Annotated in this window: 12 protein-coding genes; all 12 read left to right on the plus strand. The window is 69.7% G+C overall.

From position 1 onward, the window contains the following. Window positions 1-188 precede the first annotated feature (188 nt). Window positions 189-1,205: a zinc-binding dehydrogenase gene (locus ACFWWU_RS34770; protein ID WP_384152314.1), complete on the plus strand. Its 1,017-nt coding sequence runs from the start codon at window positions 189-191 to the stop codon at window positions 1,203-1,205. A 242-nt stretch (window positions 1,206-1,447) separates the two neighbouring features. Beyond that, window positions 1,448-2,530, plus strand: a complete 1,083-nt coding sequence (locus ACFWWU_RS34775; RefSeq protein WP_384152317.1) for an aldose epimerase family protein — start codon at window positions 1,448-1,450, stop codon at window positions 2,528-2,530. Between the two features lie 529 nt (window positions 2,531-3,059). Then, window positions 3,060-4,061, plus strand: coding sequence for an ABC transporter substrate-binding protein (locus tag ACFWWU_RS34780; protein ID WP_384152320.1), 1,002 nt, complete (start codon window positions 3,060-3,062; stop codon window positions 4,059-4,061). Between the two features lie 70 nt (window positions 4,062-4,131). Continuing rightward, window positions 4,132-5,694, plus strand: a complete 1,563-nt coding sequence (locus ACFWWU_RS34785; RefSeq protein WP_384152323.1) for a sugar ABC transporter ATP-binding protein — start codon at window positions 4,132-4,134, stop codon at window positions 5,692-5,694. Next, window positions 5,691-6,806: an ABC transporter permease gene (locus tag ACFWWU_RS34790; RefSeq protein ID WP_384152326.1), complete on the plus strand. Its 1,116-nt coding sequence runs from the start codon at window positions 5,691-5,693 to the stop codon at window positions 6,804-6,806. Before ACFWWU_RS34785 ends, ACFWWU_RS34790 begins: the two co-directional genes overlap by 4 nt. Next, window positions 6,803-7,810 carry a galactofuranose ABC transporter, permease protein YjfF gene (gene yjfF / locus ACFWWU_RS34795; RefSeq protein WP_384152329.1) on the plus strand — a complete coding sequence of 336 codons (1,008 nt, stop codon included), beginning with the start codon at window positions 6,803-6,805 and terminating at the stop codon, window positions 7,808-7,810. Before ACFWWU_RS34790 ends, yjfF begins: the two co-directional genes overlap by 4 nt. Window positions 7,811-7,945: 135 nt before the next feature. Then, the gene (locus ACFWWU_RS34800; protein WP_384152332.1) at window positions 7,946-9,028 is read left to right on the plus strand and encodes an aldose epimerase family protein; all 1,083 of its coding nucleotides are present in this window, start codon (window positions 7,946-7,948) and stop codon (window positions 9,026-9,028) included. A gap of 133 nt (window positions 9,029-9,161) precedes the next feature. Next, entirely contained in the window at window positions 9,162-10,208 is a 1,047-nt protein-coding gene (locus ACFWWU_RS34805; protein WP_384152335.1) for a LacI family DNA-binding transcriptional regulator, read from the plus strand. 346 nt (window positions 10,209-10,554) lie between these two features. Beyond that, on the plus strand, window positions 10,555-12,261 hold the full coding sequence (gene araB / locus ACFWWU_RS34810; protein ID WP_384152338.1) for a ribulokinase: 1,707 nt from the start codon (window positions 10,555-10,557) through the stop codon (window positions 12,259-12,261). A gap of 70 nt (window positions 12,262-12,331) precedes the next feature. Continuing rightward, entirely contained in the window at window positions 12,332-13,840 is a 1,509-nt protein-coding gene (gene araA, locus ACFWWU_RS34815) for an L-arabinose isomerase (RefSeq protein WP_384152341.1), read from the plus strand. A 40-nt stretch (window positions 13,841-13,880) separates the two neighbouring features. Further along, window positions 13,881-14,630, plus strand: coding sequence for an L-ribulose-5-phosphate 4-epimerase AraD (gene araD, locus ACFWWU_RS34820; protein ID WP_384152343.1), 750 nt, complete (start codon window positions 13,881-13,883; stop codon window positions 14,628-14,630). A gap of 84 nt (window positions 14,631-14,714) precedes the next feature. Then, window positions 14,715-16,283 (plus strand): RICIN domain-containing protein, encoded by a 1,569-nt coding sequence (locus ACFWWU_RS34825; protein WP_384152346.1) that lies wholly within the window; start codon window positions 14,715-14,717, stop codon window positions 16,281-16,283. The last annotated feature ends 177 nt before the right edge of the window (window positions 16,284-16,460 follow it).

Below are 16,460 nucleotides of genomic sequence, written 5' to 3' on the forward strand. Positions count from 1 at the left end.
ATCGAACAGTGAGGGCTCGCCCACGTGCACATCACTCGGTTTGGCCCCTGTGAAAAGAAGACACCACGGCGAAACCTGTCGCACGTTCCGGCCCCCGCCGAGCCTGGGCCGACAGAGCTCGGCGAGACGCGCCCGCATAGCCTCCGGCCCCGAGGCCGGGAGCGTCGCACCCCAGGAGGTGCGCACCGGTGAGCCCTCGAAAGCAGGCCGTCGTCCTTGAGGCCCCTGGGGCTTTTCGCCTCGTCGAGCACACCCCCGCACCGCCGGGTCCCGGAGAGGCCCAGGTACAGGTTCACGCCGTCGGACTCTGCGGCCGTGATCGTGCCGTCTACCGGGGCGATCACCCCCCGGAGTACGTTCACTATCCGGTCACTCCGGGCCATGAGTGGTCGGGCACCGTCACCGCCGTAGGAGAGGGGACATCCGCGTCCCTGATCGGCCGCAAGGTGGTGGGCGAGGGCCTGCGCAACTGTGAGACATGCGACCGCTGCCGCGAGGGCGAGACCCACCTGTGCACCGGTGCCTACGAGGAAACGGGGTTCACCCATCCCGGCGCCATGGCCCCCACGGTGACGACTCCCGCCCGCCTGTTGCATACCCTCCCGCCAGACGCCGACCTCACCGCCGCCGCACTCCTCGAGCCCGCCGCCTGCGCGGCCGCAGCTGTCCTGAAGGCGCGTCCGCAGCCCGGTTCGCGAGTGGCCGTCATCGGAACCGGCTCCGTCGCTCTCCTCGCCGCACAGCTCCTGGGCGCCTACTCCCCCGGGGAAGTGCTGGTCCTCGGTTCGAGCCCCGACCGTGCCGGGCTGTCCCACCGTTTCGGGGCCACCGCCTATGGGACATGGGACCGTGGTGCCGGCCCTTCCGACTTCGACGTGGTGATCGATGCCGTGAGCGCGGCCTCGACCGCACGCGCCGCCATGTCCCTGCTGCGGCCGGGAGGACGCCTGGTCCTCACCGGCATCCCCGCCCACGGCGCGGAGGCTCTGGATCCCGTCCACGTCATCCAGCGACAGCTGTCCATCGGAACCGTACTCGGCGCCTCCGCCGCCGCCTGGATCTACGCCGTGCGCGCCTTTTCCACCGAGCGACTGACTCCACTGGCGCTTCTCACCCACGAGCTGGGCGTCGATGAATTCGCCCGCGCCATGGAACTCGTCGGCAGCAGTGATCCCCGGGTCGGGAAGGTCCTCCTGCGACCCTAGGGGATGCCTTGTGGATCACGCCGCGAGCCCGGCCTGATCGGCAAGACACCCACTGGGCGTCAACCGGAGCACGACCCTTCCTGCCCCCAGGGCAGGCCCCGGTCCCTGATCCCTCCGAGCTTGAGGTGCCTCCATGCACGCGCGGACAGAACGCGCCGTCGCCACCCGGTTCGCCGCTTCCCGGCCCGCCGAGCGGATCCCTGGCGACTCCTGATTCACCGACGACATCCGGATCACGAAAGATGACAGACCAGCGCTACCAGGCCCGCCCGCCCGTCTCGGAACCGTTCGGCCATCTGCCCGACGGCACGAAGGTGCGCCGCTGGTGGCTGGAGAACGGCGGAACGTGCCTCGGGGTCCTCAGCTACGGGGGCATTGTGCAGTCCCTGGAGATACCCGACCGGGACGGCCGACGCGTGAACGTGGCGCTGGGCTTCGGAACGCTCGACGCCTATCTCGCCCAGCACTCCTACCTCGGCGCCCTGGTGGGCCGCTACGGCAACCGGATCGCGCGTGGACGGTTCGATCTGGACGGCACACGCCATTTCCTGTCCGCCGCCGGAGGAGAGCACACCCTCCACGGCGGCGTGCGGGGGTTCGACCGGCACAACTGGACAGTGCACGGGTTCGTCCGCACCCCTGACGTCGGTCTCGTCCTTACCCATACCAGCCCCCACGGTGACATGGGCTTTCCCGGAACCCTCCGCACACGGGCGGTCTACACGCTCACCGAAGGAGGCGACTGGCGCATCGACTACCAAGCCGTCACGGACCGGCCCACCGTCGTCAACCTGACAAGCCACGTCTACTGGAACCTTGCCGGCGAGTCCGCCGGTTCCGTCCACAGCCACGAACTGTCCCTTGCGGCTTCTTGGATGACGCCCGTCGATGCCGGCCTGATCCCGACGGGCCGTCTGGCCCCCGTCACCGGCACACCGTTCGACTTCCGCACGGCCCGGCCGATCGGGTCGCACCCGCTGACCGCAGATCCCCAGCTCCGACACGCGGGGGGCTACGACCACAACTGGGTGCTCGACAAGGGGGCCACCACGACACCGGAACTCGTCGCCTCGTTGCGCGAGCCCGTCTCGGGCCGCGTTCTGCGCGTCGCGACGACCGAACCCGGTATCCAGTTCTCCTCCGGCAACTCCCTCAGCGGGACCGCCACGGGAAGCGGCGGCCGTCCTTACCGCCCCAGGGACGGGCTGTGCCTGGAAACACAGCACTTTCCCGATTCCCCCAACCGCCCCGAATTCCCCAGTACGGTCCTGCGCCCCGGCGAGACCTACCGGTCCTCGACCGTCCACTCCTTCACCACAGACTGAACACCGTCACCGTGAGCGCGGGAACGGTTCCCGGTTTGGCGGCCGAAGATACGTCGGCAGACGGTGCGGACGCGGCGGAGCCGCATCGTGTGAGTCTCCTCCGACTCGCGAGCACGAATGACACACTGAGTGTTAACGCTCACAAGTACGGGGTCAAGACCTGGACATACTGTCGCCGAACGGGGCCAGGGGAGCCCGAGGTACCGACCCGGACGAAGCCCGCAGGACGATGGAGAAGGTGAATCCGTCCCCGGCAACCCCATGCCCTGACCGGTCCCTGGACCGTTTCACCGCACAGCCAACGGGATCGCTCCCGTCTATCAAGAACGGGTAACGGCCGTACGAGGCCTTGAGTTACGTCCAAGTTAGCGCTCACAATGTGACGCGTTCGCACGGCTCGCCGGCCGTCGGGGCCGGCGCTTCGTCTGCCTCGCCCGCCACATCCGTCCCACGCGCAGCCAGACCTCCACCGGGCCCCTCGCCTTCAGAACCTTGCCTGGTGTTACGCACGTTCGAGAGGAAACACGTCATGGCCCACAGAGCCCTCCGCATCATCGCCGCCGCCGCTCTGGCCGGCAGTGTGCTGACCGCCTGCACCACCGAGCCCGCGACCACCGGCAGCACCGGCGGCGCCGGCAAGGGCTCCTCCGACGGCGAACTGGTGCTCGGGTTCGCTCAGGTAGGAGCTGAGAGCGGCTGGCGTACCGCCAACACCAAGTCCGTACGCGAGGCGGCCGAGAAGGCCGGTATCACGCTGAAGTTCTCCGACGCGCAGCAGAAGCAGGAGAACCAGATCAAGGCGATCCGTACCTACATCCAGCAGAAGGTGGACGTCATCGCCTTCTCCCCGGTGGTGGAGTCCGGTTGGGACACCGTCCTGAAGGAGGCCAAGAGCGCCGGCATCCCGGTGATCCTCACCGACCGCGCGGTCGACTCCCAGGACACCTCCCTCTACCAGACCTTCCTCGGCTCCGACTTCGTCAAGGAGGGGCAGGAGGCCGGCAAGTGGCTCGTGAAGGAGTACGAGGGCACCTCCGCGCAGGTCAACGTCGTCGAGCTCCAGGGCACCACCGGCTCCGCGCCCGCCAACGACCGCAAGGCCGGCTTCGCCGAGGCCATCAAGGGCGACCCCAAGTTCAAGGTCGTCGCTTCCCAGACCGGCGACTTCACCCGCGCCAAGGGCAAGGAGGTCATGCAGGCCTTCCTCAAGTCCCACGAGGACATCGACGTCCTGTACGCCCACAACGACGACATGGCCCTGGGCGCCATCCAGGCCATCGAGGAAGCGGGCAAGAAGCCGGGCGTCGACATCAAGGTGATCTCCGTCGACGGCATCAAGGACGCCTTCGTCGCCATGCAGGAGAAGAAGATCAACGTGGTCGTCGAGTGCAACCCGCTCCTCGGCGACCAGCTCATGGAACTCGCCAAGAAGGTCGCGGCGGGGGAGAGCGTCCCGCGACGGGTCGAGGTCAAGGAGGGTGTCTTCACCCAGGACCAGGCCGCGGCCGCCCTGCCCGGCCGGCAGTACTGACCGTCCCGCCCGTACGAGACCGGGGGCGGCTCTCACGCCGCCCCCCGTTCCTCTCAGGAGAGGAGGGCTGATGGCAGCCCCACCCACCCCCCGCACGCAGACCCGCACCGACCGGCCGGTGCTGGAGGCCCGCGGCATCCGCAAGTCCTTCCCCGGAGTCCTCGCCCTCGACGGCGTGGACCTGAGGCTCTTCCCGGGCGAAGTCCACGCTCTGATGGGCGAGAACGGCGCCGGCAAGTCGACCCTCATCAAGGTGCTCACCGGGGTCCACCCGGCCGACGCGGGAACCATCTCCGTCGACGACAGCCCACAGCGGTTCACCGAACCGCTGGAGGCCCAGCACGCCGGAATCAGCACGGTCTACCAGGAGGTGAACCTGTGCCCCAACCTCTCGGTCGCCGAGAACATTCTCATCGGCCGTGAGCCGCGGCGGCTGGGCCTGGTCCACTGGTCGGCCCTCCACGAACGCGCGGCACAGCTCATCACCGAACTGGAGCTCGACCTCAACGTCCGGCTGCCGCTGAGCGCGCACTCCCTCGCCGTCCAGCAACTCGTCGCGATCGTACGCGCCGTGGACATCAAGGCGAAGGTGCTCGTCCTCGACGAACCCACCTCCAGCCTCGACCGGGACGAAGTCGCCCAGCTGTTCGCCCTGGTGCGCAGGCTGCGCGACCGGGGCGTCGCGATCCTCTTCGTGACCCACTTCCTCGACCAGGTCTTCGACCTGTGCGACCGGGTGACCGTCCTGCGCAACGGACGCCTCGAAGGCGAGTACCGGATCGACGAGCTCACACCCGTCACCCTGGTACACCGCATGGTCGGCAGCGAACTGCGCACCCTCGACGAACTGGCGGAGACGTCTCACACCGGTACCGCCGCCGCCTCCGGCCCCGCGGACACCCCCTTCCTGAGCGCCCGCGGGCTCGCCCGGACCGGCTCCATCGAGCCCTACGACCTGGACATCCACCGCGGCGAGGTCATCGGCCTGGCCGGACTCCTCGGCTCCGGACGCACGGAGGCGGCCCGGCTGCTCTTCGGCGCCGACCACGCCGACGGAGGCGAGCTCCGGATCGACGGCGAACGCGCCGTCCTGCGATCCCCGCGCGCCGCGATCGCCCGCGGAATCGCCTTCTGCTCGGAGAACCGCAAGGCGGAGGGACTGATCGGCGAACTCACGGTCCGCGAGAACATCGTGCTCGCCCTCCAAGCCGCACGCGGCTGGATCAAGCCCCTCTCGCGCGCCCGACAGGACGAGATCGCCGCCCGGTGGATCGAGTTGCTGGACATCCGCCCTGCCAGCCCCGACGCACAGGTCCGCAACCTCAGCGGAGGCAACCAGCAGAAAGTGCTGCTCGCCCGGTGGCTGCTCACCGACCCCCAGCTGCTGATCCTGGACGAACCCACCCGGGGCATCGACATAGGCGCCAAGACGGAGATCCAGAAACTGGTCACCCGCCTGGCCGCGGAGGGCACCGCGGTCCTCTTCATCTCCGCTGAACTCGAGGAAGTGCTGCGGTTGAGCCACCGCGTGGGCGTCCTGCGCGACCACCGGCTCGTCGCCACCCTTCCCAACGACCCGACCCTGACGCCCGACCGAATCCTGGGCGCCATCGCCACCGGAGCCACCTCATGACCCCACCTGACGAAACGGGCGCCGGGACGCGTCCGACCCCGGCGGCGGGCGCCCGGCGGCTCACCGAGCACCGGCTGTTCTGGCCCGCCGCCGTTCTCGCCGCCCTGCTGCTGGGGAACGTCGCCCTCACCCACGACTTCTTCGCCGTCCGCGTCCAGAACGGACACCTGTACGGCAGCCTCATCGACATCCTCCAGTTCGGTGCCCCCCTGATCCTGGTGTCGCTCGGCATGACGCTGGTCATCGCCACCCGGGGCATCGACCTCTCGGTCGGCTCGACGGTCGCCATCGCCGGCGCCCTCGCGTGCGAACACATCGCCACCGCCGAGGACCCCGGAAGCCTGGGCACGGTCATGTCGGCGATCGCGATGGCGGTCGGTGTCGCCGCCGCGATCGGACTGCTGAACGGATTCCTCGTCGCCCGGCTCGGTGTCCAGCCCATCGTCGCCACGCTGGTCCTCATGGTCGCCGGGCGCGGCGTGGCCCAGCTGATCACCGACGGTCAGATCATCAGCGTGTCCAGCGGTGCCTACAAGATGATCGGCGGCGGCTACTGGCTCACTCTGCCCTTCGCCGTCCTGCTGGCCGCGGCCCTCGTCGCCGTCACCTCCCTCGTCACCCGTCGGACCGCGCTCGGCATGCTGATCGAATCAGTGGGCGGCAATCCGGTCGCGAGCCGACTCGTCGGCATCAGGGCGGCCGGACTCCTAGTCATGGTCTACGTCGTCAGCGCCGTGTGCGCAGCGGTGGCCGGCCTGATGATCAGTTCCAACGTCTCCAGCGCCGACGGCAACAACGCGGGTCTGTGGATCGAGCTGGACGCGATCCTCGCCGTGGTCATCGGCGGCACCGCTCTGACGGGAGGCCGTTTCTCCCTCGGCGGAACGGTCCTGGGCGCGCTGATCATCCAGACTCTCTCGACCACGATCTACACCCTCGGCGTTCCGCCGGAGACCACGCTCGTCTTCAAGGCCCTGGTCGTCATCGTCGTGTGTCTCGTCCAGTCGCCCGCGTTCCGCGCCCGACTCTCACGCCGTCGCGGTCCGACCGCCCCGGGCACGGCCACCGCGGCCGGTGGCGTGGCAACCCGTAAGCAGGAGGTCCACCCGTGAGCAGCACTGTCGCCTCCCTCGCCAAGCCGCTCCAGCGGCTCTCGGCCCGGCACGCCACCCGCCTGCCGCTCGTGGTGACGGCCACCCTGCTGGTCGCGATGTTCTCGATCGGCTCCCTTCAGTACGAAGGCTTCTTCTCCGCGCAGGTCCTGCTCAACGTCCTGATCGACAACGGCTTCCTGCTCGTCGTGGCGATCGGCATGACGTTCGTCATCCTCACCGGCGGCATCGACCTGTCCGTCGGTTCCATGGTGGCCCTGTCGACCATGCTGACGGCTTGGCTCGTCGAACAGAACGGCCTCCCGCTGGCCTTGGCCGTGCCGCTGGTGCTGCTGGTGGGTGCCGGAGGCGGCGCGCTGATGGGCTGGGTGATCCACGCCTTCGAGATCCAGCCGTTCATCGCCACCCTCGCGGGCATGTTCCTCGCACGGGGTCTCTGCTACATGATCAGCACGGAGTCCATCTCCATCACCGACCCGACGGCCACCCGGATCGCCCAGACACGGGTCCTCCTGCCCGGCGGCCTGTTCGTCTCACTCGGAGTGGTCGTCGCCCTGGTCGTGCTGGCGCTCGCCTTCCTCGTCCTGCACCACACCCGCTTCGGCCGCACCGTCTACGCCCTGGGCGGCAACGAGTCCTCGGCCCGTCTCATGGGCCTGCCGGTGGGACGGACCAAGGTGGCGGTCTATGCCGTGAGCGGCCTGTGCTCCGCCCTGGGCGGTCTGCTGCTGACCTTCTACATGCTGTCCGGCTACGCCTTGCATGCCGTCGGCATGGAACTCGACGCCATCGCGGCGGCCGTCATCGGAGGGACGCTGCTGACCGGAGGTTCCGGTTTCGTCCTGGGAACCGCGCTGGGTGTGACGGTGCTCGGCCTGATCCAGACCGTCATCAGCTTCCAGGGCACGCTCAGCTCATGGTGGACCCGCATCGTCATCGGCGGCCTGCTGTTCGTGTTCATCCTTCTCCAGCGCCTCTTCGGCGGCTCCCGCCCGGCCGAGTAGCGCCTCCCCCGTCGAACCCCCGCGTCCGTAATCCCGCGTCGAGACCCCGCGCGGCCCCGAGCACCACCCGGCTCGGTCAGGGGCCGGGCCCCTTCCCGGCCCCTGACCGACCGCGTCCCAGCGAAGAGGACCCCCATGAACCCGTCCCCGCCCCCTTTCACCGGAGGCCCACCGATCTGCCGCTCCGTCACGGACCTCGGGCAACGATGGACCTTCGGATTTCCCGACGGCCTCGTGGCGGAGGTGGACACCCGCGGTGCCCGTCTTCATGGCCTGTGGGTGCCGGACCGGCACGGTGTCCCGGCCGACGTCGTCCTCGCCCCCCGGGACCTGTCACAGACGACCGCCGCGGCCCGGTACTTCGGCGCCACGGTCGGCCGATACGCCAACCGCATCGCGCGTGGCCGGTTCACGCTGGACGGCAAGCCGTACCAGCTCACCACGCAGGACGACGGCCACTGCCTGCACGGCGGGACCGACGGGTTCGACAACCGGATCTGGGAAGCCGAGAGCGTGCACACCCCGCAGCTGACCGGTGTGCTCCTGCACCTCCGCAGCCCCGACGGCGACCAAGGGTTCCCGGGAAACCTGGACGTCACCGTCAGCTGTCTCATCGGCCGGAACAACGAACTGACCTTCTCCTACGCGGCGGTCACCGACGCGGCCACCCTGGTCAACCTGACCAACCACGCCTACTTCAACCTCGAGGGCGAAGGCGCCGGCGACATCCTCGACCACGAACTGTCCGTCGACGCCACCCACTACACACCGGTCGACGAGGACCTCATCCCCCAGGGGGACCACCGCCCCGTCGACGGCAGCGCGTTCGACCTCCGTCAGCCGCTCAGGATCGCCGAGGCACTGGACCGCCCCTACGGCCGGCCCGTACAGGCGGGCGGCGGGTACGACCACAACCTCGTACTGCGCCCCGACGGCACCGACAGGCTGAGGCCGGCCGCCGTCCTTCACGCGCCGGCCACCGGCCGACGCATGGAGGTGTTCACCACCGAGCCGGGACTCCAGGTCTACACCGCAGGCCAGTTCGACGGATCCGTCGTCGGAAAGAGCGGTACGCCGTACAGGGCGGGCGCCGGCATCGCGCTGGAGACCCACCACTTCCCCGACTCCCCGAACCGCCCCGGTGACCCCTCCCCGGTGCTGCGTCCCGGGGACGAGTACCGGTCGAAGACCGTCCTGCGGTTCAGCCCCCGCGGCTGATCGCGGTGACAGCACGTCGAGACCAAGCCCCAACCGAGGTGAATTGTTAGCGCTCACATCAATGTGATACAAGAGGCGCTAGGCTTCTTCTCACATCGATACGCAGCCGTGAGCGCATAGAAGGGAGGCAAACGTGGCACATTCCGCGGAAGACGTCCGCCCGCCGACGATGGCCGACGTCGCACGAGAGGCGGGCGTGTCCCACCAGACCGTCTCCCGGGTGTTGAGTGATCACCCCAATGTGCGTGCGGCCACCCGAGAGCAAGTCAGTCTGGCCATCGAGCGGCTCGGCTACCGGCGCAACTCGGCCGCGCGCGCGCTGGTGACCCGCCGCACGAGAACGCTGGGCGTCATCGCGGTCAACACCGCCCTCTACGGTCCGGCCAGCACCTTGACCGGCCTCCAGGAGGCGGCCCGGGACGAGGGCTATCTGGTCTCGACCGTCAATCTGCGCTCCGGAGAGGGACAGGGGCTCAGGGACGCCATCGACCACCTCGCGTCGTGGGGCGTCGACGGTGTCGTCGCCATCACCCCCCGCCGCTCGCACGTGCAGGCCCTCGCCGAACTCGACGCACCCTTCCCCGTGGTCACCGTGGAGGGCGGCCACCAGCTCGACCTGCCCGGGGTCTCCCTCGACCAGGAGCTCGGCGCCCGCCTGGTCACGGAACACCTGCTCGCCGCCGGGCACAGCACCGTCTGGCACGTGGCGGGCCCCGAGGACTGGCTGGAGAGCGAGGCCCGCACCGCGGGATGGCGCGCCGTCCTGGAGGAGAGCGGCATCGAGCCTCCACGCGTACTGGCGGGTGACTGGAGCCCGCTGTCCGGGTACCGGGCGGGTCAGGAACTCGCGGGGCTCGTCCTGGCCCGCCGCGGAGCGACACCGGTCACCGCCGTCTTCGTCGCCAACGACCAGATGGCCCTCGGTGTCCTACGGGCGCTGCGCGAAGCCGGCATCCACACCCCCGGACAGATGGCCGTCGCCGGTTTCGACGACATCCCGGAAGCCGAGTTCTTTCCTCCCCCGCTGACAACGGTCCGTCAGGACTTCACCGCCATCGGGCGCCGGAGCATCGGACTCCTGGTGGACCACATCGAGGGGCGCGCCCGGAAGGGCGAGCACCTTCTGGTGGAACCGCAGCTCATCATGCGCGCGAGCACGCGACCTTCGAACGAGGCCTGACGAGACGGGCGGCCCCGCCGCCCCTCTCGCAGCCCTTCTCGCAGCCTTCCTGGCCGCCCTTCTCGCCGCCCTTCCTGGCCGTCTGCGACAGGCCGCCCGCCCTGCCGGCGCACTCGCCGTCGCCCACCCGCGCGGCACCCTGCCCACGGGCCCACCTCCTGCCGACCGCGCTGGGCGCGGTGCGGCAGGTCACCCCTGACACAGAAGTGAGCGCTCACTTTAGTGGGGTGATTCCCCTCCGAACGATCGACAGAAGCGCACGTAGCTCTTGTCGAACCCGAATATGAGCGCTAACAATCAGCGGGGACGCTTCTCTGCCCCCTGCCATGACGAGAGAGAGCGCATCGTGACCACACACGCCACTTCCGGCCCCGCAGGCCGTCACGACCCCGAGGCCTGCACGATCGGAATCGACTTCGGCACCCTCTCCGGGCGCGCTGTCGTGGTCAGGGTCCGGGACGGCGCCGAGCTCGGTTCGGCGGTCCACGAGTACCGCCACGCCGTCATCGAGGAACGCCTCCCTCACACCGGCACCCCCCTCCACCCCGACTGGGCCCTGCAACACCCCGAGGACTGGCGCGACGTACTGCACACCGCCGTCCCGGCAGCGGTCGCCGACGCCGGAGTCCACCCCACCCGCATCATCGGCATCGCCACCGACTTCACCGCCTGCACCGTCCTGCCGACCACCCCGGACGGCACTCCCCTCGCCCTGACACCGGAGTGGGCCGACCACCCGCACGCCTGGCCCAAACTGTGGAAGCACCACGCGGCCCAGGGCCAGGCCGACCGCATCAACGCCCTCGCGCACGCACGGGGCGAGAAGTGGATCGCACGGTACGGCGGCAAGATCTCCTCCGAGTGGCAGTACGCGAAGGCCTTGCAGGTCCTGGAGGAAGACCCCGCCGTATACGCCGCCTGCGCCCGCTGGATCGAGGCGGCCGACTGGATCGTCTGGCAACTGACCGGCACCGAGTCACGCAACACCTGCACCGCCGGCTACAAGGGCATCTACCAGGACGGCGCCTACCCCTCGCCCGATTTCCTCGCCCGACTCCACCCGGACTTCGCCGACTTCCCCGCCACGCGCCTGGAGCACCCGCTGTCACCGCTGGGCTCCCGTGCCGGCGTTCTGAGCGGCCGGGCCGCGCACTGGACCGGCCTCCCCGAGGGCATCGCCGTCGCCGTCGGCAACGTCGACGCCCACGTGGCCGCGCCCGCGGCGGGCGCCGTCGAGAACGGGCGGATGCTGGCCATCATGGGCACCTCCACCTGCCACGTCCTCAACGGCGCCGCCCTCGCCGAGGTCCCCGGCATCTGCGGGGTCGTCGACGGCGGCATCGTCAAGGGTGCCTACGGCTACGAGGCCGGCCAGAGCGCGGTCGGCGACATCTTCGCCTGGTGGCTCCGGCAGGGCGTCCCGGACCACTACCGCGCCGAGGCAGCGGCGTCCGGCGAGGACCTCCACCAGCTCCTGACCCGCAAGGCCGTCGACCAGCCGGTCGGCGCGCACGGCCTGGTCGCCCTGGACTGGATGAACGGCAACCGCTCCACCCTGGTCGACCACCACCTGTCCGGAGTCATCGCCGGCCTCACACTCGACACCCGGCCCGAGGACGTCTACCGGGCCCTGCTCGAATCCACCGCCTACGGCACCCGGATGATCGTCGAGGCGTTCGAGGACGGCGGGGTTCCCGTCGAGGAGTTCATCGTGACCGGGGGCCTGAAGCAGAACGCCCTGCTCATGCAGATCTACGCCGACGTGCTCCGCCGCCCCGTCTCCCTCGGCACCTCCGAACAGGGTCCCGCGCTCGGCTCGGCCATCCATGCCGCCGTCGCCGCGGGCGCCTACCCCGACGTCCGCTCCGCCGCCTCCGTCATGGGAAGCGTCCAGCGGCACGCGTACCTACCCGACCCGAAGCGGGCGGACGCCTACGACGCGCTGTTCCACGAGTACCGCTCCCTGCACGACCACTTCGGCACCGGCGCCGACCTTCTCCTGCACCGCCTCCGACGGATCCGCAACACCGCACGCAGCGCGACCATCGACTGACCGCGCCGTCTTCCCGGCACCACCAACCCCCGGCCTCTCCGCCCCAGCCCCTCCGAGGAGCACACTCGACATGACGCCCGCCCAGCCCGACCGCGAGATCTGGTTTCTCACCGGCAGCCAGGCCCTCTACGGCGACGACACCCTGGCTCAGGTCGCCGACCAGTCCCGCGCCATCTGCGAGACCCTCGCCGACCAGCCCCAGATGACCGTTCGTCTCGTGTGGAAGCCGGTCCTCACCGACGCGGCCGCCATCCGCGCGGTCTGCCTGGAGGCCAACGCCGACGACCGCTGCATCGGCCTGATCGCCTGGATGCACACCTTCTCCCCGGCCAAGATGTGGATAGCCGGCCTCGACGCCCTGCGCAAGCCGCTGCTGCATCTGCACACCCAGGCCAACCGCCAACTTCCCTGGTCCACCATCGACATGGACTTCATGAACCTGAACCAGGCCGCCCACGGCGACCGTGAGTTCGGCTTCGTCCAGACCCGCCTCGGTGTCCCTCGCAAGACCGTGGCCGGCCACGTCTCCACCCCCGACGTCGTCGACCGCATCGCCGGATGGGCCCGCGCTGCCCTCGGCCGCTCCGAGCTGACCACCCTCAAACTCGCCCGTTTCGGCGACAACATGCGCGACGTCGCCGTCACCGAAGGCGACAAGGTCGAGGCACAGCTGCGGTTCGGGGTCTCGGTCAACACCTACGGTGTCAACGACCTCGTCGCCGCGGTCGACGCCGCCCCCGACGACACTGTCACCGCGCTCGTCAAGGAGTACCAGGACCTCTACGCCCTCGCGCCCGAGCTGCGGCCCGGCGGCGAGCGCCACGAATCCCTGCGCTACGCCGCCCGGATCGAAGCCGGCCTGCGCACCTTCCTCACCGAAGGCGGCTTCCGCGCCTTCACCACCAACTTCGAGGATCTCGGCGGCCTACGCCAGCTGCCCGGTCTCGCCGTGCAGCGCCTGATGGCGGACGGTTACGGCTTCGGCGGTGAGGGGGACTGGAAGACCTCCACCCTGCTGCGCACGCTCAAGGCGATGGGGCATGGCCTGCCCGGCGGCACCTCCTTCATGGAGGACTACACCTACGACCTCACACCCGGCCAGGAGCTCATCCTCGGCGCCCACATGCTCGAGGTGTGCCCCTCCCTCACGACGGCCACGCCCACCTGCGAGATCCACCCGCTCGGCATCGGCGGCCGCGAGGACCCGGTCCGGCTCGTCTTCGACGCGGCCCCAGGTCCGGCCGTCGTCGTCGGCATCGCCGACATGGGCGACCGGTTCCGCCTCGTCGCCAATCACATCGACGTCGTCGCCCCGCCCGAGCCGCTGCCCCGGCTCCCCGTCGCCCGGGCCGTCTGGCGCCCCCGCCCCGATCTGCGCACCTCCACCGAGGCTTGGCTGACGGCCGGAGCACCGCACCACACCGTCATGACCACCGCTCTCGGCGGCGAGGAGCTCGAAGACCTCGCCGAGATGCTGCGGACCGAGCTCGTCGTCATCGACCAGGACACCAGCATCCGGCGCTTCACGCGGGAACTGCGCTGGAACCAGGCCTACCACCGTCTGGCCCAGAGCCTGTGACCGCCACCGCCCGCATCTCCTCCGCCCCGCAGGGGCGCACATGACCGCTTCCACCGCCACCAGGACGGAGCATCCCGTGAGCACGACGGTTTCCCAGGAGCTGCGCCGCGAGGTGCTGGAGGCCAACCTCCGCATCCCCCGAGCCGGGCTCGCCACGCTCACCTGGGGAAACGTGAGCGGCGTGGACAGACAGGCCGGTGTGTTCGTCATCAAGCCCTCGGGAGTGGCCTACGACGTCCTCAGCGCGGAGGACCTCGTCGTCGTCTCCCTCGCCGACGGGCGAGTCGTGGACGGCCGGCTGCGCCCGTCGACCGACACGGAAACACACCGCAGCCTCTACCTGGCTTTCCCTTCCATCGGAGGCGTGACCCACACCCATTCCACGCATGCCGTCGCCTTCGCCCAGGCCCGACGTCCCATCCCGGTGCTCGGCACGACCCACGCCGACACCTTCAACGGACCGGTCCCCGTCACCGAAGCCCTCACTCCGCAGCAGTGCGCCACGGACTACGAGTACAACACGGGCCAGGTCATCGTGGATCTGCTGGAGCGTGACGACACCAGGGCCGGCGAGATACCCGGCGCCCTGGTTGCCCACCACGGCCCCTTCACCTGGGGTGCCGACGCCACCAAGTCCCTGGAACACGCCATCATCTGCGAAGCGGTGGCCGAAATGGCCCTCCGCACCATCGCCCTGGGCGCCGTCGAACCCCCGCAACACGTACTCGACCGACACTTCACGCGCAAGCACGGGCCGGACGCCTACTACGGCAACCCACCCAGCGTGTGACCACACCGGCACGGCCGCGGCGACGAGCACCCACCCGCGCGCCGCGGCGTGAGGCGGCAGCCGCACCCGACCAAGGAGAGACAGATGAAGGGCGTGCCCACGGCAAGCAGGGTCCCGTGGTGGCGACGTGGGAGGCGTACGGGAGTACTCGCGGCGGTGATCGCCGTGACGGCGACGCTCCTGACCGGGATCGGTGCCGCCGCCGGGGCGGCGGAGGCGGCGACGGTGGATGCGAACGCGTGGTACGTGTTGGTCAATCGTGGCAGCGGCAAGGCGCTCGACGTGTCGGGAGGGAGCACGGCCGATGGGGCGGCCGTGTCGCAGTGGGCCCGTCATGACGGGCCCAACCAACGGTTCCGGTTCGTCGACTCGGGTGGCGGCTACTACCGGTTGAAGGTGCAGCATTCGGGCAAGGTGCTGGACGTCTACGGCTTCTCCACCGCTGACCATGCGGAGATCGTTCAGTGGGGCGATGCGGGTGGTGTCAACCAGCAGTTCCGGCTGGCGGACTCGTCGGACGGCTATGTCCGGTTGATCGGCCGCAACAGCGGTAAGGCCGTCGAGGTCCAGGGCGCCTCCACCGCGGACGGCGCCAAGGTCGTGCAGTTCACCGACTGGGGCGGGACCAACCAGCAGTGGCAACTGGTCCGCGTCTCGGGAGTGCTGGCGCAGGTGCACACCGCGGGGCGCGTCAAGGACGCCGGAAGCACCGTGCAGTACAGCTGGCCCGGCGTGTACTTCGAGGGCCGCGTCAGCGGCACCGGCGTGGGCGTCGTGCTCAACGACCCGGCCGCCGATTACGACGTCCAGGTCGACGGAACCACGGTCGCCACACTCGTCACGCCCGGCAACACCACGCACTGGATCAACGGGCTGCAGAACCGTGAGCACACCGTCCGGCTCGTCAAGCGCAACGACACCCCAGGGGACACCAGTACGTTCGGGGGCTTCCTGGCCGCGCCCGGTGGCGCCGTACTGAGCAAGCCGACGGCCCGCAGCCGTCAGATCGAGTTCATCGGTGACTCCCTCACGGTGGGCTACGGCAATCTCTCGACCTCCCGCACCTGCACCGGAGAGCAGCTCAAGCGGAACACCAACTCCGATGTGAGCTACGGCGCGCTCGCCGCCCGGCAGCTGAACGCCGACTACCAGATCAACGGCTTCTCGGGCCTCGGCATGGTGCGCAACGTCGGCGGAAGCCAGCCGGGCGTCACGTACCGGACCTTCTACGACCGGGCCCTGCTGAACACGTCGGGCGACGTCTGGCAGAACCCGGGCAGCTGGCGTCCCCAGGTCGTGGTGGTCAATCTCGGCACCAACGACTTCTCCCCCATCGACCCCGGTGAGTCGTGGACGCCCGACAGCCTCGCGGCCGGCTACCGCAGCGCCTACGGCGACTTCCTCCAGAAGCTGCGCGCGCGCCACGGGGCCGGGACGACCATCGTGGCCGTCGGCGCCGGCCAGTTCGCCGGCCATGTCCAGCAGGTGGTCAAGGCACGCAACGACGCCGGCGACAGCGGGGTCCGCTACTGGTTCCTCGACGACTCGGGCCTGGACTTCCTCGGCTGCGACTGGCACTACTCGGCCCGTGACGACCGACTCGTCGCCGACCGCCTCACCCCGTTCATCGCCGGCCTGCCGATCGGCTGGTGACGACAGCGACCGCCCTGCCGTGCCGGACGTCGGTGGCACGACGCCTCTGGGGTTGTTAGCGTTCACAACCCCAGAGGCTCCCGTCCCCGCCGTTCTGTCAGCACGTCAGACGGCCGCTGATGCCAACGAGACCGCACCACGGGCGAGTTGTCCGCTCGCACCGTGATGCACCCCGTT

This window comes from Streptomyces sp. NPDC058650, from assembly GCF_042717315.1.
In the GTDB taxonomy this organism is placed as follows: Bacteria; Actinomycetota; Actinomycetes; order Streptomycetales; family Streptomycetaceae; genus Streptomyces.

Bases quoted from the DNA above. Each gene is read 5' to 3' on its own strand.
- ACFWWU_RS34775 (WP_384152317.1), top strand. From the start codon at position 1,448: ATGACAGACCAGCGCTACCAGGCCCGCCCGCCCGTCTCGGAACCGTTC.
- ACFWWU_RS34780 (WP_384152320.1), top strand. From the start codon at position 3,060: ATGGCCCACAGAGCCCTCCGCATCATCGCCGCCGCCGCTCTGGCCGGC.
- ACFWWU_RS34785 (WP_384152323.1), top strand. From the start codon at position 4,132: ATGGCAGCCCCACCCACCCCCCGCACGCAGACCCGCACCGACCGGCCG.
- ACFWWU_RS34790 (WP_384152326.1), top strand. From the start codon at position 5,691: ATGACCCCACCTGACGAAACGGGCGCCGGGACGCGTCCGACCCCGGCG.
- ACFWWU_RS34800 (WP_384152332.1), top strand. From the start codon at position 7,946: ATGAACCCGTCCCCGCCCCCTTTCACCGGAGGCCCACCGATCTGCCGC.
- araA (WP_384152341.1), top strand. From the start codon at position 12,332: ATGACGCCCGCCCAGCCCGACCGCGAGATCTGGTTTCTCACCGGCAGC.
- araD (WP_384152343.1), top strand. From the start codon at position 13,881: ATGACCGCTTCCACCGCCACCAGGACGGAGCATCCCGTGAGCACGACG.
- ACFWWU_RS34825 (WP_384152346.1), top strand. From the start codon at position 14,715: ATGAAGGGCGTGCCCACGGCAAGCAGGGTCCCGTGGTGGCGACGTGGG.